Source organism: Bacilli bacterium, from assembly GCA_036381315.1.
Lineage (GTDB): Bacteria > Bacillota > Bacilli > Paenibacillales > KCTC-25726 > DASVDB01.
In genome coordinates this window covers 1-20788 of sequence record DASVDB010000046.1, presented here as the reverse complement: position 1 = coordinate 20788, position 20788 = coordinate 1, and the positions used below count along the sequence as shown (strand labels likewise).

Below are 20788 nucleotides of genomic sequence, written 5' to 3'. Positions count from 1 at the left end.
AGGAATGTATCATGAGCTTTCCCGCAGTCAGGCACAGAAGATTGCGCAGTTCCGCGGCAATGCGGAATTTGGTCAGAGAAACGCAACTCGCGGTGCGCGATCTGGTTTATCCGTTGTTTGTTACCTATGGATCGGGCGTGAAGGAAGAGATCTCTTCCATGCCTGGCGTATACCATTTTTCCCTGGACTTGTTGGACGATGAAATTGCGGAGATCGTTCGGCTCGGGATTGCAGCCGTTTTGCTGTTCGGCGTGCCGGAGCATAAGGATGAACGCGGCACAGCCGCGTACGACGCAGACGGAATTACCCAGCAGGCAATCCGCAAAATCAAACGATTGGCGCCGGATTTGCTGGTCATCGCCGATACGTGCCTGTGCCAATATACGAGTCACGGCCATTGCGGAGTTGTGCGCGAACATGCGCGCGGCGCGGAAATTGCCAATGACGAATCGCTTGCATTGCTTGTCAAAACGGCGGTTGCGCAGGCGGAAGCGGGAGCGGATATCATTGCTCCCTCGAACATGATGGATGGATATGTGCAGGCCATTCGCGCAGGTCTCGATGACGCCGGATTTGCGCACATTCCGATCATGGCGTATTCGGTCAAATACGCTTCGGCATTTTACGGGCCGTTCCGCGAAGCGGCGCATTCCACTCCGCAATTCGGGGATCGCAAAACGTATCAGATGGACCCGGCGAATGCGCGCGAGGCGTTGCGGGAAGCGGAGTCGGACGTGCAAGAAGGCGCCGATTTCCTGATGGTCAAGCCCGCCCTTGCCTATATGGATATCATCCGCCTGCTCAGGGACCGTTTTGATCTGCCTTTGGTCGCCTACAATGTGAGCGCCGAGTATGCCATGGTGAAAGCCGCGGCGGCAAATGGCTGGATCGATGAGAAGGCGGTTGTGCTGGAGATGTTGACGGGCATGAAACGGGCCGGCGCCGATATTATTTTGACCTATTTCGCGAAAGACGCGGCGCGTTGGCTTCAAGAAGGACATATATGAGGTGACAAAGCTTATGCTAACAAACGGCAGAAACAGCGCCAAATCGGCGGCGGCTTTTGCGGAAGCAAAAACGTATATTCCCGGCGGTGTGAACAGTCCGGTTCGCGCTTTCAAGTCGGTTGATCTTACTCCCGTGTTTGTGGAAAAAGGCGCCGGATCGCATATTTTCGATATCGACGGAAATGAGTTTATCGATTATGTCGGCTCCTGGGGGCCGCTCATTGTCGGGCACGCCCACCCCGCCGTGCTTCAAGCGCTGCATGATGTGATGGAGAGGGGAACCAGTTTCGGCGCGCCGACGCTCCTCGAGACGGAAATGGCCAAGCTGGTTTGCAGCCGCATGCCATCCGTGGAGATGGTGCGCATGGTCAATTCCGGAACAGAAGCGACCATGAGCGCGTTAAGATTGGCCAGAGGATATACAAACCGCAGCAAAATTGTCAAATTTGCCGGCTGTTATCACGGACATGCCGATTCGCTGCTCATCAAGGCGGGCTCCGGCGTGGCGACTTTGGGCTTGCCCGACAGCCCCGGCGTTCCGGGAAGCGTCGCCCGGAATACGATTACGCTGCCGTATAACGATTTGGCGGCGGTCGAGCTTGCTTTCGCCAAATTCGGCGAAGAGATTGCCGCCGTAATCGTCGAGCCGGTAGCCGGAAATATGGGCGTTGTTCCGCCGAAGCAAGGATTTTTGCAGGGCTTGCGCCAGGTGACGGCGCAATATGGGAGTCTGCTCATATTTGACGAGGTCATGACCGGTTTTCGCGTCGGTTTTCACAGTGCGCAAGGTTTATACGGCGTTAAGCCCGATTTGACCTGCATGGGCAAGGTGATCGGCGGAGGTTTGCCTGTCGGCGCTTACGGCGGCAAAAAGGAAATCATGGAGCTTATTGCGCCGAGCGGTCCCGTTTACCAGGCCGGCACGTTGTCGGGGAATCCGTTGGCGATGGCGGCGGGCCTTACGACGCTGCGGTTATTGACGCCCGAAGTCTACGCCGAACTGGAACGGAAATCGGCGCTTTTGGAACAAGGCTTTGCCGCCAACGCGAAGGAAGCGGGAGTTGAAATCACCATCAACCGTGTCGGTTCGATGCTCTGCCCGTTTTTTACGGAAATTCCCGTTACGAATTATGAGACGGCCAAGACATCCGACCTTGCCAAATTCAACCGCTATTTCGCCGCCATGCTTGATCTGGGCGTTTCCGTCGCACCGTCGCAATTTGAGGCGATGTTTGTGTCCGCGGCGCATACCGACGATGATATCCAGCGGACGATTGCCGCGCACCGGGAAGCGTTGAAGCGGTTGTGAAGGCTTCATGAAACAGGCATCATATAGGATAAGGAATGAGCATATGGCAAAAGTTTATGAGGATACGTTTATCCGCGCTTGCCGGCGGCAGAAAACGGAATTCACGCCTGTTTGGTACATGCGGCAGGCGGGACGGTATGATCCCGACTACCGGAAAATCAAAGAAAAATACAGCTTGCTCGAGATTTGCCGACAGCCGGAACTGGCGGCGGAAGTCACGATGCTGCCGGTGAAAAAATTGGGCGTCGACGCCGCCATTTTGTATTCGGATATCATGAATCCGGTCGCTTCTCTGGGTGTCGATTTCGATATCGTGAAAAATATCGGCCCGGTCATTGACCAGCCGATCCGCACGCGGCAGGACGTTGCAAAGTTGCGCCCGCTTGATGTGGAAAAAGATTTGCCGCATGTGCTAAAGACGATCCGCATTTTGGCCGGCGAGTTGAAAGTGCCATTGATCACGTTTGCCGGGGCGCCGTTCACGATTGCCAGCTACCTGATTGAAGGCAAACCCTCAAAAACATACATGCGAACGAAAGCGCTGATGTATAACGATCCGCAAACCTGGTTTATGCTGATGGACAAGCTGGGCGATATGGCCGCGGATTATTTGCGGGCGCATATCCATGCGGGGGCCGACGCCGTGCAGTTGTTTGACAGTTGGGTCGGAGCGCTTTCGCCGGCTGACTTTTGCAAATTCGTGCTGCCGACGGTTGAGCGGATTTTCGCCCGGTTGTCCGGCTATACGGAGCCCAAAATCTATTTCCCCGGGGTTGGCTCGGGAGAATTGCTGCCCTTTTTGCGCAATCTGCAGGCGGATGTGATCGGAGTGGATTGGCGGGTGCCGTTATCTGCCGCGCGCGAACGCATCGGCAGCCGTTTTGCGTTGCAAGGAAATCTGGATCCTTATATGCTGATGGCGGATCTGCCCGTCTTGCGGCAGGCGGCGCAACAATTAATCGATGAAGGGTTGCGGCGGCCCGGATATATTTTCAACCTTGGGCACGGGCTTTTCCCGGAAGCGTCGCTTGCGAAACTGCGGGAACTGACGGATTTTATCCATGAATATTCGCGCCGGCAACTGGCGCAAAAACAAGGAAGTGATTCGCATGCATAACCGCCGCATCGGCGTGTTGGTCATGTCGTACGGGACACCGGAAAGTATGGAACAGATTGAAGCTTATTATACGCATATCCGCCACGGACATAAGCCTTCGCCCGAACTGCTGGGCGAGTTGACCAGCCGCTATGAAGCGATTGTCGGCGGCGTTTTCCCGCTTCGCGAAAATACGAACAGGCAAGTATCCGCGCTGCAAGAAACACTTGACCGCATGTATCCAAACTATTCCTTTGTCTGCTATCAGGGGTTGAAACATGCCGCGCCGTTCATCGAAGACGGCGTCAAGCAAATGGCGGCGGACGGATTGCGGGAAGCCGTCGGCATTGTGCTGGCGCCGCATTATTCCACGATGAGCGTGGGCGATTATACCAAACGGGCGCGGGAAACCGCTGTTGCCTGCGGGATCAGGATGAACTTCGTCGATCAGTATCATCTGCACCCCGACTTGCTTTCGGCGCTCGCCAATCGGGTACGCGCCGGGCTTGCCGGGTTCGGGGAGCAAGCCGATCGGACGGAAGTCATTTTTTCGGCGCACAGCTTGCCGGCAAAAATTTTGGAAGCGAACGATCCTTACCCGCAGCAGCTATTGGAGACATCGCAAGCGGTAGCCGAACGCGCCGGCGTCGCGAAATGGCGTTTTGCATGGCAAAGCGCCGGGCGCACAGCCGAACCGTGGCTCGGTCCCGACATTCTCGATGTGTTGGAAACAATCCGCGGCGAGGGCATAGAACACGTGCTGGTCTGCCCCGTCGGGTTTGTCTCGGATCATTTGGAAGTGCTTTATGATATCGACATTGAATGCAAACAAAAGGCGGCGAAGTTGGGCATTCATCTGGAAAGGACCGCATCCTTGAATACGGATCCTTTATATATGAAGACGCTCGCGGAGTCTGTGGTTGCCAAGATTTCTTAGACCGAAAGGAAGCTTTTCCATGGGTGAACAGCGGAAACATGTCATCGTCGTAGGCGGAGGCGTAAGCGGCCTGAGCGCCGCTTTTTACATGCAAAAATTGTCCGCAAGGCACGGCAACGGCTTAGCGATCACAATTGTGGAAGAGAATGCGCAATTCGGCGGGAAAATTAAGACGCTGCGCAAAGACAATTATATCATTGAACGCGGCCCCGATTCGTTTCTCGCCCGGAAAACGGCGGTGATTGATTTGACCAGGGAACTGGGTTTGGAAAATGAATTGGTGGCAACCAACCCGAAAGCGCAAAAAACATATATATTGCATAAAGGAAAGCTGCATAAGATGCCTGCGGGATTGGTGCTCGGCATTCCCACAAAAGTATGGCCGTTTGTGCAAACGGGCCTTTTGTCGCCGTTGGGCAAGGCGAGGGCGGCGCTTGATTTGGTGTTGCCGAGACGCGCGGGCAAAGAGGACGAGTCATTGGGCCACTTTATCGAACGGCGGCTCGGAACGGAAGTCTTGGCGCATATAGCCGAACCGCTTCTTGCCGGCATTTATGCGGGGGAAACGAAGTCGCTCAGCCTGATGGCCACTTTCCCGCAATTTTACGCCGCCGAACAGCAACATCGCAGCCTGATTCTCGGCATGCTGCGGGGCAAAACAAAATCGGCGGCTGTGCCGCTGCCGCCGTCGCTTCCGCCGGCGGCGCAAAAATCGATGTTCCTTTCTTATCGCCAAGGGTTGTACACATTGGTAGAATCGTTGGCGATGGCGTTGGGCGGTGCCGGGCAAATTTTCGGCACGAGCGTGTTAAATATCGCGCGAAAAGCGGACGCATACGCGGTGAAATTGTCCGATGGCCAGGAATTGTACGCAGACGCCGTTGTGGTGGCGGCGCCGGCGTTTGCCGCGGCCAAAATGCTGGCTTCAATTCCCGGCAGCGGCTATTTGTCCCAAATCCCTTACGTTTCGGTAGCCAACGTCGTGCTGGGTTTTGCGCAATCCGATATCGGCGTCGCCATGGACGGCTCCGGGTTTGTCATTCCCCGCACGGAAGGTAGAACGCTCACAGCATGCACCTGGACTTCGGCCAAATGGCTGCATACGGCGCCGGCAAATAAAGCCGTGCTGCGCTGCTATATCGGCAGAGCCGGCGCGGAAGTCACCGGTAATTTAAGCGATGGCGAAATGATCGAAAAAGTTCGCCAAGAAATTAAAGAAATTATGGGGATTACCGAGAAACCGCTGTTTGCGGAGGTCAGCCGGTGGGAACATGCCATGCCGCAATATCCGGTAGGGCATTTGGCCAGGCTTGCGGAAACAAGAAGCGCAATCAGGGAAGCGGCCCCGGGAATCGTACTGGCCGGTTCCGGTTACAACGGAGTGGGCATTCCCGATTGCATCCGCCAGGGCAAGGAAGCGGCCGAGCGGGCAGTCGAATTTCTTTATCAAGCGGCGAAATAAACATTCGGGAGACGGTTGCATGGTTCAGGCAAAACGCAAAGGGGAATGGCTGGAGTTGCCCATCGGGCACATGCGGATGGACAGCACGGACAAGCTGCGGGATTTTTTGTGCGGACAGTTGCGGCTTCCGGCCCGCCTGGCCCGGAAAATGACAACTGATGAGAACCTGCGATTGTCCGGCAGCCGCCTTCGCTTGCGGCTTTTTCCCGCGCAACCGTTGGGCTTTGCCCCGCAGTGGCGAAATATAAAGATATTGTATGAAGATGATTTCTGCCTCGTTGTCGACAAAGAGGCGGGAATCAAAGTGCATCCCACCGAAGCGGGCGAGTCAGGCACTTTGGCCAATTTTGTGGCGGGCTATTTGGAAAGCACCGGCCAGCAAGTGGCGGTTCGGCATATTCACCGCCTGGATCGGGATACGAGCGGACCGGTGTTATATGCGAAAAATGAATTCGCCCAAAGTATTTTAGACCGGGATATGGCGGAAAAGCGGATCGCTCGCGTTTACAGCGCCATCGTCAAAGGCAATCCGCCGCGTAAAGAAGCGATAATCGCCGCCCCGATCGGACGCCACCGGCATATAAACGGCAAAATGTGCGTCGCGGCAAGCGGAAAGCAGGCGGTAACACGATATAAAATTGTGGAACAGTGGCCCGGCTTTGCTTTATTGGAAGTGCGTCTGGAAACGGGAAGAACCCATCAAATCCGCGTCCATTTAAGTTATATCGGGCATCCCATTGTCGGCGACACGTTATACGGCAGCGCCGATCCCCGCATTTTCCGGCAGGCGCTGCACGCTCACGAACTTTTCTTTCAGCACCCTTTTTCCTCCGAAACCGTTTCCGTGCAATCTCCCTACCCTGCGGATTTCCGCACATTATTGGAACAGCTTCGGCAAGTTTCTGGCATGCGCCCTCGCCTTGGCCCATATAATGGATAAAGAACATTTGGGAAGGGAGGATTCAGGATGGCTGACCGGCAAACGGGGTTTCGGTTTGACATTTATGAGCGGATCGTGCTGCCTGAAGATGCTGCCGGGATCGGAGAATTGGAAGAAATTGAACTGACGCCGGATATACAGGCGCAATCCGCGGCGGGAAAGAACGTTTTAAAAGGATATTTGCATTTGACGGGGCGTTATTTGAGCGACGACGCAGGCGAAAGCAAGCGGCTGGAATATGATATCCCGGTGGAAATCACCGTTCCGGCTACCCGCTCGTTGGACATGCGTGATGTGCAAGCGGATATAGAAAATTTTGACGTCGATATTCTGTCCAAAAGAAGTTTGCATATTACCGGCGTTTTGGCGCTTAACGGCCTAAAATTGCCGGCAGAGGAAGATGGACAAGAAGCTGAAGAGGAACTGTTTTTCATCCATCATTCCACCCAGCCCGAGCAGGATGATCGAGCACCCCAACATGACGATTTGGTCATGCCGTCTGGCGGCGAGGACGAACCGTTAGCCGCGCCAAAGGAGGACGCATTGCCGGACGACCATGACGCCTATTTGCAGATTGCCGAAAATCCGGGGCAAATGGAGCCGCTGCCTAAGGAAAATGTCCCGGAACAGGACGAAGTTCCGGTTGTTGTGGGGAAAAAAGCCGGTCCGCCGCGGACGGAGTTTGGCAAGCTTGCGGATACGGCGCCGCGCGAAACAAACGCTGCGCCGGGCGAAAAAGCGGCCTCGCCGGATGCTTTGGAATGGAAGAAGCTTTTTCTGCAGCAAGATCAGGAAGATCAATTTCGCAAATTTCGTATGTGCATCGTTCAGAAGGAAGAGTCGGTCGCTTCGATTGCGGAGCGGTACAACATTAGCGCACGGGAAATCATGCAAGTGAACAAATTGCCCGATGAAGATTTGTCCGAAGGGCAGGTGCTCTATATTCCCGGCTAAGGGAAAAGAGCCGCAACAAAAAGAGCCGCGAAGTTTGCGGCTTTTTTGGATTTTCTCCAATTAATTTCCGTGTGAATACCATTAAGTGAAGATTAAATGGATTTCATCCAATTATTTTACCTTAAATCAACCAAATATGCCGAATCTAGCCTAATTTAGTTGGATGAAATCCACTTAATTGCTTAAATATAGTGTTGATTAGTAAAATTAGATGGACAAAATCCATCTAACCGACTGCCGGCTAAAGCCGGCAGGTTTTTGTCAGCGGCTGAAAGCCGACTGTTCAGGCTAAAGTTTGCGGAAAAGCATTCTGTGGTTAAAGCCACCTAAAGCCTGACGACGGGAACTCGGCCTTAACTCATCCGCAAAACGACGGTCGGTTTGCCGGGTTGCAGCTTTTTTCCTCATCAATACCAGGAAAACAAAAACCCGAGATAGAACAAAAACAGCACGAACAAAATAAATACATCCAATGGATTGGGAATAATGAGCGTTCGGATAAATTGCAGGCAAATAATCGGGAACAGAAGCGTCCTTAATGTCGGACGGATTTTGAGCCACCAGGGCGGCATGTGCGCGCACCCCCCTTTGTCATCATTCGGGGAAATTGCAAAATTCTTGATTTGTAATAGTTTATGAGTTGGCTCTTCGCGGATATGACGAAAAGGCGGATTTCCGAAACCCCGAATGTTGCAAAACATTGACTGTGAGCTTTTTCAACTGTATCATAGGTATAGTTGAAAAATGTGCAAAAACACCGAAAGGGAATAGTAGGCGGTGACCCCTTCAGAGAGCAGAACCGGTCCGCTGTGAGGTTTTGCAGGATGTAGCCTGGCGAAGTCGCCCTGGAGTTGCCCGGTTGAACTTCTTTGCAAGATCGGGACGGCAGCAGCCGTTATCTGCATAAAGAGCCGCAAATAGCTTTGCGGAATAAAGGTGGTACCACGGAAGTTCAAACCTTTCGTCCTTTGCGGGGCGGAGGGTTTTTTTAAATTCGGCTTCAGGAATATGGCAATGAAGCATTGGAGGTTTGTCATGACGGAAAAGGAACAACAAAATCCGACGGGCAATGAACTGCCCACCACTTACGATCCCAGGCGATCCGAAAGCAAATGGTACGATTATTGGTTAAAAGGCGAGTATTTCAAAGCGGGGGCGAGAAAAAACGCCAAACCGTTTACGATCGTCATTCCGCCACCGAATGTGACCGGCATGCTGCATATCGGCCATGCGCTCGATTTTACCCTGCAGGATATTATCGTTAGGGCAAAACGGATGCAGGGCTACGACGCCCTTTGGCTTCCCGGCACCGACCATGCGGGCATCGCCACGCAGACAGTGGTGGAAAAAAAGCTGCGCAATGAAGGCGTAAGCCGCTACGACCTGGGGCGGGAAAAATTTCTGGAAGAAGTCTGGAAGTGGAAAGCGCAATATGCCGACACGATTCGTTCGCAATGGGCGAAAATCGGGCTGTCGCTTGACTATAGCCGCGAGCGGTTTACGTTGGACGAGGGCTTGTCGCAAGCCGTCCGCGAAGTGTTTGTCCGGCTGTATGAAAAGGGGCTGATTTACCGCGGCAAATATATCATCAACTGGGATCCGGCGGCGCGCACCGCTTTATCCGATATCGAAGTGGAATACAAAGAGCTGAAAGGCCATTTGTATCATCTCAAATATCCGCTAAAAGACGGCAGCGGCCATATCGTGGTCGCCACCACCCGTCCGGAAACGATGCTCGGCGATACGGCGGTTGCCGTCCATCCCGATGACGAGCGCTATCGGCATCTTGTCGGAAAAACGATCGTGCTTCCCGTCATTGGCCGGGAAATTCCGATTATTGCCGACGAATACGTGGAGAAAGAGTTCGGCAGCGGCGCCGTCAAGATTACGCCGGCGCACGATCCGAACGATTTTGAAGTAGGCCTTCGCCATGCTTTGCCGCAGGTGCTCGTAATGGACGAGGCCGGCAAAATGAACGAGAATGCGGGTCCTTACAAAGGATTGGATCGCTTCGAATGCCGCGAGCGGATTGTCAAGGATTTGCAGGAGCAGGGCGTTTTGATCCGGATTGAAGAGCATGTTCATCAGGTAGGTCACAGCGATCGCACCGGCGTCGTCATCGAGCCGTATTTGTCGACGCAGTGGTTTGTCAGGATGAAGCCGCTCGCCGAAGCGGCAATTAAGGCACAGCAATCAGGCGACGGCGTTCATTTTGTGCCGGACCGGTTTGAAAAGATATATTTGCATTGGATCGAAAATGTGCGCGATTGGTGCATCTCCCGCCAGCTATGGTGGGGGCATCGCGTTCCCGCCTGGTATTGCGACGCTTGCGGGGAAACGACGGTGTCAAGGCACGACCCGGCCGTTTGCGCGCATTGCGGCAGCGAGCGGATTCGCCAGGATGAAGATGTGCTGGACACGTGGTTCAGTTCGGCGCTGTGGCCGTTTTCGACACTCGGGTGGCCGAACAAAACGGAGGATATGGCGCGCTATTATCCTACCGACGTGCTTGTGACCGGCTACGACATTATTTATTTCTGGGTAGCGCGGATGATTTTCAGCGCGTTGGAATTTACCGGCCGCATTCCGTTCAGGGATGTGCTGATTCACGGACTTGTCCGCGATGCAAAGGGGCGGAAAATGTCCAAATCGCTCGGCAACGGAGTCGATCCGCTCGAGGTGATTGAAAAATACGGCGCCGACGCGATGCGCTATATGATTTCCACCGGCAGCACGCCGGGGCAGGATTTGCGTTTCCATTGGGAAAAGGTGGAACAGGCGCGCAATTTCGCCAACAAGATCTGGAACGCCTCGCGCTTTGTGCTCATGAACCTGGACGGATTTTCCCGGCAAGACATGGCCTTGGCCGGCCCGCTGGATGTTTCCGACCGGTGGATTTTGCACCGGTTGAACGAGACGGTGCGCGACGTTACGCGACTGTTGGACAGTTACGAATTCGGCGAAACCGGCCGCATTTTGTATGATTTTATCTGGGACGATTTTTGCGACTGGTATATCGAATTTTCCAAGCTGCGCTTGTACGGCGAAGACGCGGCGGCAAAAAACACGGTCCGCTCCGTGCTCGTGCATGTGCTGGACGGCATTTTGCGCATGCTGCATCCGTTCATGCCGTTTCTCACGGAAGAAATCTGGCAGCATTTGCCGCATGAAGGCGAAACGCTGGTGTTGGCCGCGTGGCCGAAAGTGGAAGCAAACCGCGAGGATGCCGCGGCGTTCCGGGAAATGGAGCTGTTAAAGGAGATTATCCGTTCCGTCCGCAACGTTCGCGCCGAGGTTAACGTGCCGATGGGCAAAAAGATCGGGCTGATGCTGAAGCCGGAGAACGCGGAAGTTTGGCAGCTGATTCGGCAAAATGAAGAATATATTCGCCGTTTTGCCAACACGTCGACGCTTGTCGTCGATACGGCGCTTAGCGCCCCGGACAAAGCTGTAACGGCGGTAATAAGCGGTGTGGAACTGTTCTTCCCGCTCTCCGGGTTGATCGACATCGCCCAGGAAATTGAAAGGCTGGAAAAAGAATTGGAAACACTGACATTCGAAGTGGAGCGTGTTTCCAAGAAGCTGGCCAACGAAAATTTTGTCGCCAAGGCGCCGGCAAAAGTGGTAGCGGAGGAACGCGCCAAACATCTTGATTATACCGGCAAACGCGAAAAAGTGCTTGCCCGGATCGCGGAACTCAAATCCGTATAATGCGCAGATTTTGTTAGAAGGAATGGGTGACAGATGGGTAAGTCGGAAACGGCGCAACAAACATATTTTCAAACCTATGAAGAAGCTGTGCGGTGGATCACAGGTCTGGTTCCTTTTGGCATCAGGCCGGGGCTTAAGCGGATGAATTGGCTGATGGACAAACTGAACCATCCGGAGCGCAGCTTGAAATTCATCCATGTGGCCGGTACAAACGGCAAAGGCTCGGTGTGCGCATATATTGCCGAAGTTTTGCGGCAAGCCGGTTTTAGCGTCGGTACCTTCAATTCGCCATACATCGAGCAATATACGGACAGAATTTGTGTGAACGGCGAACATATTGCGGAATCCGTCTTGCTGCAAATTGCCAATCAAATCAAACCGCTGGCGGACGAAATCGCCGAGGGAGAATTGGGTCCGCTCACCATGTTTGAAGTCACCACAACACTTGCGCTTGTATATTTCGCGCGGCACGCATATCCCGATTTTGTCGTTTGGGAAGCCGGATTGGGGGGAAGACTGGATTGCACGAACATTGTTTATCCGCTTGTTTCCGTCATCACCAATATCGGCCACGACCATATGGATGTGTTGGGTGAAACACTTGCGCAAGTTGCCGCGGAAAAAGCCGGCATCATCAAATCCGGCGTCCCTGTGGTCAGCGCGGCGTCGCAGCCCGAGGCGGTTGCGGCCATCGCCGAAGCGGCCAGGCAAAAGAAAAGCACGTTGTATTTGGCCGGGCGGGAATTTTCCTGGCGTACGAATGATACAAAAGAAAACGAGCAGTCATTTGCTTTCGCCTGTCCGTTTCGCAGCCTGCCGGGCGTTATGATCACCATGAACGGCCTGCATCAGGTGGAAAACGCCGCGGTAGCGCTCATGACGCTTGAAGTGCTTAGGCAGTATTACGCCGTTGTCGTCGACGAGGAAAATATACGTGAAGGCATGCGGGCGACAAAATGGAAAGGCAGACTCGAGATGATCGCGCAAAATCCGCGAATTTTGCTGGATGGCGCGCACAACCCGGAAGGCGCGGAAGCGCTCGCCAAGACGCTAAAAAACGTGTATCGCTATGAGAAATTGCGGCTGATGGTCGGGATGGTGGCAAATAAGAATCATCGCGAATTCCTAAGGCATATACTACCTTTGGTGGATACATTGATCGTGACGGAGCCCGACTATCACCGGAAAAAGCCCGCCGCCGAATTCGCCGCGATTGTGCGGGAGCTTGAGCCGGAATTATGCCGGGAATCATTTGCCATGAGCGTCGAACCCGATTGGCGAAAAGCGCTAGAATTGTTGCAGGCCCATACGGGCGAGCGCGATTTGGCGGTTGTAACCGGCACGCTGTATATGGTTGCGGACGTTCGGGCATGTTTGACGGGAAAAGCGGATTGCGAAAAAGGTTGGTGAGCGGAATTTGAACACGCTTGAGCATGTGCATTTTATCGGCATAGGCGGCTACGGCATGAGCGCAATCGCGAATGTTTTATTGGAAATGGGATATACCGTCTCCGGCTCGGATGTCGCCCAGCAGGAATTGACGGAAAAGCTGAAAGCCAAAGGCGCGCAAGTGTTTATCGGCCATGAAGCGGAAAATGTGAAGGGCGCGGATATGGTCGTCTATTCGACCGCGCTTTCCAAAGACAACGTGGAGATGACCGCCGCGGAAAAATGGCGCATTCCGATCATTCACCGTTCGGAAATGCTGGCCAAAATCATGAATGTGAAAAAAGGCATTGCCATAGCCGGAGCGCACGGCAAAACGACAACTTCGTCCATGATCGCATTGGTGATGGAAAATTGCGCTCAGGACCCCACCTACATTATCGGCGGCGAGATCATGAATGTCGGCAGCAACGCGAAAGCGGGCAACGGCGATTATGTGGTCGCGGAAGCGGATGAAAGCGACGGATCGTTTTTGCAGTATCATCCCTACTTGGCGGTTGTGACCAACATTGAAGCGGACCACCTGGAAAATTACGACGGCGATTTCAACAAGTTGAAAGATGCGTACGCCAAATTTCTGAACCAGGTGAAAACGGGCGGAAAGGCGATTGTCTGCCTTGACGATGTTCACTTGCGAACGATGCTCCCGGCTTTGCGGCCGCCGGTCATCACTTACGGCATTGATACGGACGCCGATTTTACCGCGCGGAATATCAGGCTGGGGGATCGCAAGGCGGTGTTTACGGTTCATCATAAAGGGCGCATGCTAGGCGAAATCGCACTGTCCATTCCGGGAAGGCATAATGTTTACAATGCGCTGGCAACCGTCATCGCCTGCCTGGAGGCGGGACTTGAATTTCCGCAAATTGCCGCGGCCATTCGGGAATTCCGCGGAGCAAAGCGGCGTTTTCAGGTTTTGGGGGAGACCGCCGGCATTCTTGTCATTGACGATTACGCGCACCATCCGACGGAAATCCAGGCGACAATCAGCGCCGCCAAAGCGACGGGAAAACGGATTATCGCCGTATTCCAGCCGCAGCGGTACACGCGCACTTTTTTCCTGTTGGACCAATTCAGCCGGGCTTTTGGCGAAGCCGACGAAGTGGTTTTGACCGATATTTATTCTCCCGCCGGGGAAAAGCAGATCGAAGGCGTAAGTTCGGAAAAACTCGCCGCGTTGATCCGGGAAAACAGCAACCCCAACGTCACCTATATTCCGACCAAGGAAGCGGTGCAGGCGTATTTGCTCAAGCGCGTTCAACCGGATGACCTTGTCATCACCATGGGCGCCGGTGATATTTGGAAATGCGGCAAGTGGCTGGCCAAGGAACTGGAGAAGCGGTTTGAAAAGTGAGCGGGGCAAGCAAATGAAAAATTGTCCGGATACAAAAGGCGGTTGACAGCGCGTTGGTTGCGCCCGACCGCTTTTATTTTTGAAACCGATCGCCAACATGAAAAGTAAGAAGTGGTAGATACACTGTTCCTTATTGTGGTAATGTTTGAGTATGTCATTTCGATTTGAAAGGGGCTTTTATGTGAAAAATCTTGTTACGGTGCTGTTTTCTCCTACCGCAACATTTGCCGGATTGCGGGAGCGGAAGTTAGGTTGGATTGCGGCTTTTATCGCTCTTTTGGTAGTAACGCCGATAGGTTTATGGCTTCAGACTCCTTTGATGGAAAAAACATTGCGAGCCGCATTGGAAAAAGCCAACAGTGGTGTAGATATCGAGAGCATGATTCGCTTTTCGCAACAAACTTCATATATTACGACTCCCGTTATTACGATCGTCGTTGTGTTGTTAGGCGCGCTGCTTTTGTTGTTCGTTAATATGATCGTGCGCGGCGAAGCCAAATACGGCCAACTGGTCACCGTTTATCTGTATGCGAATGTTCCGGTTATGATCGAAACGATTCTTTCGGGTATTCTCGCTCGCGTTACCGACGCCGACAGCGTCAAGGATATCACGTTAAGCGCGGCGGCCATGTTGCCGGATAAAACCGGTTTAACCTTCGAGCTGACAAAGCTTTTGAACCCGTTCAGCATTTTCGCGCTGATTCTGGTCGTAATCGGCACGGCCGTGATGGCAAGAAAGCCGCGCGGCTCGGTGGCGGTGTGGATTGTCGGCGGTTGGCTGGTTTTCAAAATCATTTCCGCGTTGGTCGGATCGTTGGCTCAAGGCTTGGCCGCTTAACCGAAACCTTTTTCAATCGCGTTGCAACTATTTGGGAGTGAATGGAAAATGAAAAAGAAACTCATATGGGGCCTTATTTTAATCATCGCCGCGTCCGGAATTTTTACCTACAACGTGATTCGCCTGAATCATAAAACGCCTGTCAAACTGGTCAAAGTGGAACAAGGGGAACTGTCGCAAAACATATTCGCCAGCGGCAAGTTGGAGTCGGCCGGCGTTTCCGATCAATTGATCGGGTTAAACGGCAAAGTAGCCGAAGTAAAGGTGAAAAAAGGCGACAAGGTAACAAAAGGCCAGGTTCTTGTCGTCATGGACACATCGGATATCGAACAGCAAATCGCCCTGGAACAAAATAAACTGCAGCAGATCAAACTGGGGCGCGAACAGGCGCGGAAAGCGCAATTCGAAGCGGATCGCCAGGCGGTTTGGCAAGGCGGCGCCCCCGAAGAAGAGGATCGCGACGCTTATGCGTCTTATGATTTACAAATCGCAGGCGAAGAGATCGTAATTGATTCACTGAAGGAAAAGTTGACGCAGAAAGAACTTCGGGCCGAACGCGACGGCGTTGTCACCGAACTTTCCGTTCATTCCGGGCAAATGGTGCAGCAAGGTATGCCGGCGCTGCAAATTACCGATATTAGCCAATTGCGCGTTCGGGCATATTTGAACGAACTGGACGCCAACCAGGCGCATGAGAACATGGAGGCGATCATATCCGGCGACGCTTTTGCCGATACATATAAAGGAACGCTGACTTCCGTTGCCGCGGTGGCCCGGCCTGTCGATCAAACGACGAGAGATCCTATGGTAGAAATTCTTGTTTCCGTTGACCAACCAAAGCCGGAGCTTAAACCCGGTTTCAACGCATCGGTCGAACTGCTTGTCAAACAACCGGAAAAACTGCTTATTCCGCTCTCGGCCGTGCAATATGTCGGCGACAAATCGTATGTTTACGAGGTAAAAGACGGCAGGGCGGTCCGCGTAAGCGTGCAATTGGGCGTTGACAATGAAGAACTGGTGCAGGTGCTAAAAGGCCTCAAGGCGGGGGATGAAATTATCGCCGACGTGCAGAACGGGATGCGGGAAGGCAAAAAGGTGAAAGCAAAATGATCCGGTTAAGGGGTATCACGAAAACCTACCGTAATGGCCCGTTGGAACTCGTCGCCCTGAAAACAATCGATCTGGATATTGAACCCGGTGAATTTGTGGCGATTATGGGCCCATCCGGGTCAGGCAAATCGACCTTGATGAACATCCTGGGTTGCCTGGATGTGCCGACGGCCGGCAAATATGTGCTGGACGGGCAAGAAGTGCAGGCGCTTTCCGAAGAGGAGCTTGCCAAAGTGCGCAATCGCAAAATCGGGTTCGTCTTTCAAAGCTTCAATCTGCTGCCGCGCCAATCCGTGCTGCGCAATGTCGAACTGCCCATGCTGTATGGCGGCGTAAAAAAGCAGGAACGGCTGCGGCGGGCCCGTTTTTTCATTGAAAAAGTCGGCCTGGCGGAGCGCATTCAGCATCGCCCCAACGAGTTATCCGGCGGCCAGCGGCAGCGGGTGGCGATCGCCCGGGCTTTGTCGATGAATCCGGCGGTTCTTCTGGCCGATGAGCCGACGGGAAATCTGGATGCCAAATCTTCCGAGGAAATTATGGATTTGTTCAAGCAGATCAATGATGAAGGTTCCACCGTTATTTTGGTGACGCATGAACCGGATATTGCCGCGCACGCGAAACGAGTGCTCCGGTTCGGCGACGGAGAAATACTGGAAGATACGGCGAGGGGAGGCGGCAGAGGATGAGCATGCTGGAAAGCATCCTGATCGCGCTCGATAATTTGCGTGTGAATAAAATGCGCGCTTTTCTCACGATTATCGGCATAGTTGTCGGAGTTGGCTCGGTTGTGACGGTCGTGTCCATCGGCCAGGCGGGCAAGACATCCATCGTATCGGAAATATCCAAATACGGGGAAGGCTTTTTTCTGGTTACGCCCAATTTTCAAAATGGCGGTAATTTGCAGCAAATCGGCTTGACGATGCAGGATTTGGAGCAAATCAAACGCCTGCCTGATATCCGGGTTGCCGCGGGCATGATCTCGTACGGTTCTGAAGTAACGGTGCGGAAAGACACCGAAAAACTTTCCGTCAACGGTACAACAGCGGATATAACCGAGTTGGAAAATATTAACATGTTGGCCGGCCGGTTTTACAGTCCCGGAGAGGTTAGAGCCCGGCAAAGGGTTATCGTCGTCGAATCAAAGTTTGCCGAGAAGGTTTACGGTTCCGCCCAGGCCGCTTTGCATAAAAAGTTGCCGATCGACGGGAAAATCTATCGGATTATCGGCGTGTACGAGTCATCGGAATCGTTTTTGGGCGGGCTGGGCGGCGAGCGGTATACCGTTTATGTCCCTGTCACGATCGATCCAACGTTAAACCGTATCGATTACATGGAATTGCAAGCCACATCGGGAAGTACGCTGGATAAAGCGATCAACGAAACAAAAAAGCTCCTGGCAAAACGGCATAATACCGATGTTTCCAGTTATATGACGCAATCCGGCAAAGATCTCGAAAAGCAGGTGGGTTCGGTATTTACCATTTTGCAGACCATTATCGGCTCGATTGCCGGCATATCCTTATTCGTCGGCGGCATTGGCGTGATGAACATTATGCTGGTTTCCGTAACGGAGCGCACCAGGGAAATCGGCATCCGCAAGGCAATCGGAGCCAAGCCGGGCACGATTATGGCGCAGTTTCTGATCGAAGCGGTGACGCTGTCCATTTTGGGCGGGATTCTTGGAGCACTGCTGGGACTGGGCGGCGCCGGATTATTTTCATTCATTATTGATTGGCCGTTCATCATTTCCTGGTGGGCGATTTTTCTCGCCTTCGCGTTTTCTGCCGGAGTGGGGATTTTCTTCGGCCTTTATCCGGCCAACAAAGCTGCCAGGCTGCAGCCGATCGACGCGCTGCGCTACGAATAAATGCGGCATATCGGCGCCCGCTTGTTCATAGATTGGTATGGGACAACTCTATGAACAAGGGGAATGGCGAATGAGCAAATTCCGGATTACCTATCGTTTGAATGAGGGGCGTGAAACCGCCGGCATCAAGGAACGCGGGGAAAACGGGCCGCCGAAACGCGGCGATGACCGCGCGGATGGCCAAGGCCAACATGAAAAAAGCGGACTCAACATGTTCACGACGGACTTTGGCGCATGGTCCAGCCCTTTTGACGAGGAAACCAGAAAGCTGGAACAAATAATCCGGCAATCGGGCAGCCGGTCGCATGAAAAAAGCGACCCGGAAACCGGCTATTTTGCCGATGCCTGGCCTGGAAAGAACGAACCGGACACGCCGGTTTTTCCTCATGCGGTTCCCGTCGCATCGGCCCGCGGACGCGGAACATCCTTGCTGAAAGTAATGACGACGGTTTCCGGCGCTGTTGTAACCGGCTTGTTTATCGGCATGTTTATTTTGGCATTGTTCGGCGACAAAGCGGGCCTTTTCCCGGAAACGCCGACAAGCCAAACATCGGCCCCTGCCGAAGGGTCATTTCCGGAGCAGTCGACAGGCGCTCCGGCGGCATCCGCTGCGGATTCGCCGCCCGCCGGCGACCCGAACGATTCAGCCGCTGATTGGCTTGAAGTGGATATCCCGGCGCAAACATATTTTATGCTGCAAAACGGGATTTTCACCACCGCGCAGGGAGCCCAAACAGCGGAAAAACAACTGGCGGCCAACGGTTTTGCCGCCTACACGCAGCACACCGACAAATACTACGTATTTGCCGGCGTAACGGCAACGAAAGACGACGCGCTTGATTTGCGCAAGCACATGGAAGAAAAGAAACTGGAAGCGTATATCAAAACGATTGATTTGCCGCAAATCAGCAAAGTGCACTGGACCGGCTCCAGGGCTTCCGCTTTGGATGATTTTTTTCTCAGCGCCCGAAATCTGGCGCGTTCGATAAGCGGCTTGACCGCATTGTACCTGGAGGAAAGCAGGCCGCTTACGGATGAGGCGGCTAAACAATTGGAGCGTGATTTCCAAACGTGGAGCGCCGCCGCCGCCAAACTTGCCGGTACCGTTCCGCGCGATGCCGAACAAGCGTATGCGGAGATCGGCAAGGCGGTCAATACTGCGGCAGTCGCGATGGATGCCTACCGCAAAAAGCCGGAAGCGGCTTATTTGCGTGAAGCCCAATCGGCGCTATTGCAATATATTTTGGCCGAGACGGAGTTTTGGGCGAAGCTTTCGGCGCAGACTTAGTTGGAGCCTGTTTGGCCGGCTGCGGCTGTTTGCATGTAACGGTCGATGATGACCGCGCCTTCGGCTTTCGTAATGCTGCGTTTGGGAGCAAAGTCGGTATCGTTTATGCCGCGTATCAGGTTCAGGTCGCGTATGCGGTAGATGGCTTTCGCCGACCACGAATCAATGGGCACATCACGAAAGTATTTTATTTTCTTCGGAAACAAATCCGCATCCGCATCGCCGCGCACAGTTCGTATGATCCGATCCAGGATTACGACCATTTCCTCGCGGGAAATCGTTTGGTCCGGATGCAGCAGGCCGTCGTCATAGCCTTGCAAAAATCCGTCGTGCACAGCATATTGCAGCGCCTCATATGCCGGATGCGTTACGGGCAAATCGGCGAATTCGCGATGGGCGTCCGCGACGGGCGGCAGATCGGCGAAATGGAACACGAGGTCAGTCATAACGGCAAACTCCGCGCGCGACAACCCCGCGTTTGGCAAAAATGGCTTGTTCCCATCGATGATTCCCGCATCCTGAAGGCGCAATATCGCCGCTTTCGCCCAATGATGGCTTATATCTGCAGGATCAGCCGGCATAAATTGCGCTATGCCGTTGGCGATTCCTGTCGCCAATTTTTGCTGAAAAGCGTCGCTTGCCAGCAATTGCGCTTCCCGCGGATTGGTGAGAAAAGCGGTCTCCACCAAAACGCTAGGCACTTTGCCTTTGCGGACGACAAAGACGGAACTGGGCACGATCCCTCGATTCACCGTGCCTGCGCTTAATGTCAGTTGCTGTTCAATGCTTTGCGCCAGCTTTTTGCTTTGCGGAGTGAGCTCCCGCATTTGCTTGCTCGGTATGTATGCCGCTTGTTCAAACGCGCGGTCAAAGTATAATACCATGCTTCCGGATACGGAAGGGGATGCCGGGTATGCGTTGGCGTGAATGGAAACGAATAAATCCGCGTCTTTTGCCGCCGTAATATCCACCCTGTTTTGCAAGCTGAGATAAATATCGCTGTTTCTAGTCAACTGCGCGATGTAGCCCATTTCTCGCAATTTGTCGGCCAGTTTTTGCGCGATCTGCAAATTTACATCCTTTTCATAGACTCCGTTTACTCCCGTTGCCCCTCTGTCGAAACCGCCATGTCCCGGATCGACGACAATTACGGCTGCCAGCGCCTGATACGGCAGCAAAAGCAGCGCAAGTATCAACCCCGTCAGGACAGATGCCCATTTCCCCATTTCTGCGAAACCTCCCTATGAGTATACATCTTTCATTCTACTAGGAAAGATCTTCATATGGGCAAGGTAAATAGTGCCAATTGCGAATGGCCATCATTGTGGTGACGCTTTCGTTTCCCGTGGAAATTCGCGCGAGCGATATCGATGAGACTGTCGAATCCGGCCTTTCTCCCGCTGAACTGGTGGAACAGCTTGCCCTGAAAAAAGCCAGGACCGTGGCCATGCGCGAACGCGCAAATTGGC

General features: G+C 53.5%; 17 protein-coding genes and 1 other annotated feature. Of the genes, 15 read left to right on the top strand and 2 right to left on the bottom strand.

Annotated features, from left to right (window positions below):
• Window positions 1-11: 11 nt before the first annotated feature.
• From hemB to VF260_03490, 7 genes are read left to right on the top strand one after another with little or no spacing between them, the layout of a single operon-like run.
• The gene (gene hemB, locus VF260_03520) at window positions 12-1007 is read left to right on the top strand and encodes a porphobilinogen synthase (protein ID HEX7056255.1); all 996 of its coding nucleotides are present in this window, start codon (window positions 12-14) and stop codon (window positions 1005-1007) included.
• Window positions 1008-1020: 13 nt separating this feature from the next.
• Window positions 1021-2316, top strand: coding sequence for a glutamate-1-semialdehyde 2,1-aminomutase (hemL, locus tag VF260_03515; GenBank protein HEX7056254.1), 1296 nt, complete (start codon window positions 1021-1023; stop codon window positions 2314-2316).
• Window positions 2317-2359: 43 nt separating this feature from the next.
• Window positions 2360-3433: a uroporphyrinogen decarboxylase gene (gene hemE, locus VF260_03510; GenBank protein ID HEX7056253.1), complete on the top strand. Its 1074-nt coding sequence runs from the start codon at window positions 2360-2362 to the stop codon at window positions 3431-3433.
• Complete coding sequence (hemH, locus tag VF260_03505) at window positions 3426-4349, top strand: ferrochelatase (protein HEX7056252.1); 924 nt, start codon at window positions 3426-3428, stop codon at window positions 4347-4349. Before hemE ends, hemH begins: the two co-directional genes overlap by 8 nt.
• 19 nt (window positions 4350-4368) lie before the next feature.
• Window positions 4369-5811 (top strand): protoporphyrinogen oxidase, encoded by a 1443-nt coding sequence (gene hemG / locus VF260_03500; GenBank protein HEX7056251.1) that lies wholly within the window; start codon window positions 4369-4371, stop codon window positions 5809-5811.
• Between the two features lie 19 nt (window positions 5812-5830).
• The gene (locus VF260_03495) at window positions 5831-6751 is read left to right on the top strand and encodes an RluA family pseudouridine synthase (GenBank protein ID HEX7056250.1); all 921 of its coding nucleotides are present in this window, start codon (window positions 5831-5833) and stop codon (window positions 6749-6751) included.
• Between the two features lie 27 nt (window positions 6752-6778).
• The gene (locus VF260_03490) at window positions 6779-7705 is read left to right on the top strand and encodes a LysM peptidoglycan-binding domain-containing protein (protein HEX7056249.1); all 927 of its coding nucleotides are present in this window, start codon (window positions 6779-6781) and stop codon (window positions 7703-7705) included.
• Between the two features lie 407 nt (window positions 7706-8112).
• Here the strand turns inward: VF260_03490 and VF260_03485 are convergent, their stop codons facing one another.
• Window positions 8113-8277, bottom strand: a complete 165-nt coding sequence (locus VF260_03485) for a hypothetical protein (GenBank protein ID HEX7056248.1) — start codon at window positions 8275-8277, stop codon at window positions 8113-8115.
• Window positions 8278-8453: 176 nt separating this feature from the next.
• Window positions 8454-8677 (top strand) — a binding site (T-box leader).
• 63 nt (window positions 8678-8740) lie between these two features.
• Here VF260_03485 and VF260_03480 point away from each other — a divergent pair.
• The 8 genes from VF260_03480 (at window position 8741) to VF260_03445 (ending at window position 19319) form a co-directional block, all read left to right on the top strand.
• Window positions 8741-11416 (top strand): valine--tRNA ligase, encoded by a 2676-nt coding sequence (locus VF260_03480; protein ID HEX7056247.1) that lies wholly within the window; start codon window positions 8741-8743, stop codon window positions 11414-11416.
• A 33-nt stretch (window positions 11417-11449) separates the two neighbouring features.
• Complete coding sequence (locus VF260_03475) at window positions 11450-12826, top strand: folylpolyglutamate synthase/dihydrofolate synthase family protein (protein HEX7056246.1); 1377 nt, start codon at window positions 11450-11452, stop codon at window positions 12824-12826.
• 7 nt (window positions 12827-12833) lie between these two features.
• Complete coding sequence (gene murC / locus VF260_03470; GenBank protein HEX7056245.1) at window positions 12834-14216, top strand: UDP-N-acetylmuramate--L-alanine ligase; 1383 nt, start codon at window positions 12834-12836, stop codon at window positions 14214-14216.
• Between the two features lie 181 nt (window positions 14217-14397).
• Window positions 14398-15054: a YIP1 family protein gene (locus tag VF260_03465; GenBank protein ID HEX7056244.1), complete on the top strand. Its 657-nt coding sequence runs from the start codon at window positions 14398-14400 to the stop codon at window positions 15052-15054.
• A 48-nt stretch (window positions 15055-15102) separates the two neighbouring features.
• A complete protein-coding gene (locus VF260_03460) occupies window positions 15103-16164 on the top strand; it encodes an efflux RND transporter periplasmic adaptor subunit (protein ID HEX7056243.1) in 1062 nt (353 codons plus the stop codon).
• Complete coding sequence (locus VF260_03455) at window positions 16161-16850, top strand: ABC transporter ATP-binding protein (GenBank protein ID HEX7056242.1); 690 nt, start codon at window positions 16161-16163, stop codon at window positions 16848-16850. The genes VF260_03460 and VF260_03455 overlap by 4 nt, the downstream gene beginning before the upstream one ends.
• The gene (locus tag VF260_03450) at window positions 16847-18031 is read left to right on the top strand and encodes an ABC transporter permease (protein HEX7056241.1); all 1185 of its coding nucleotides are present in this window, start codon (window positions 16847-16849) and stop codon (window positions 18029-18031) included. Before VF260_03455 ends, VF260_03450 begins: the two co-directional genes overlap by 4 nt.
• Window positions 18032-18101: 70 nt before the next feature.
• Window positions 18102-19319 carry an SPOR domain-containing protein gene (locus VF260_03445; protein HEX7056240.1) on the top strand — a complete coding sequence of 406 codons (1218 nt, stop codon included), beginning with the start codon at window positions 18102-18104 and terminating at the stop codon, window positions 19317-19319.
• Here VF260_03445 and VF260_03440 read toward each other — a convergent pair.
• Window positions 19316-20545 (bottom strand): N-acetylmuramoyl-L-alanine amidase, encoded by a 1230-nt coding sequence (locus tag VF260_03440; GenBank protein HEX7056239.1) that lies wholly within the window; start codon window positions 20543-20545, stop codon window positions 19316-19318. The two genes, VF260_03445 and VF260_03440, sit on opposite strands and share 4 nt — an antisense overlap.
• Window positions 20546-20788 lie beyond the last annotated feature (243 nt).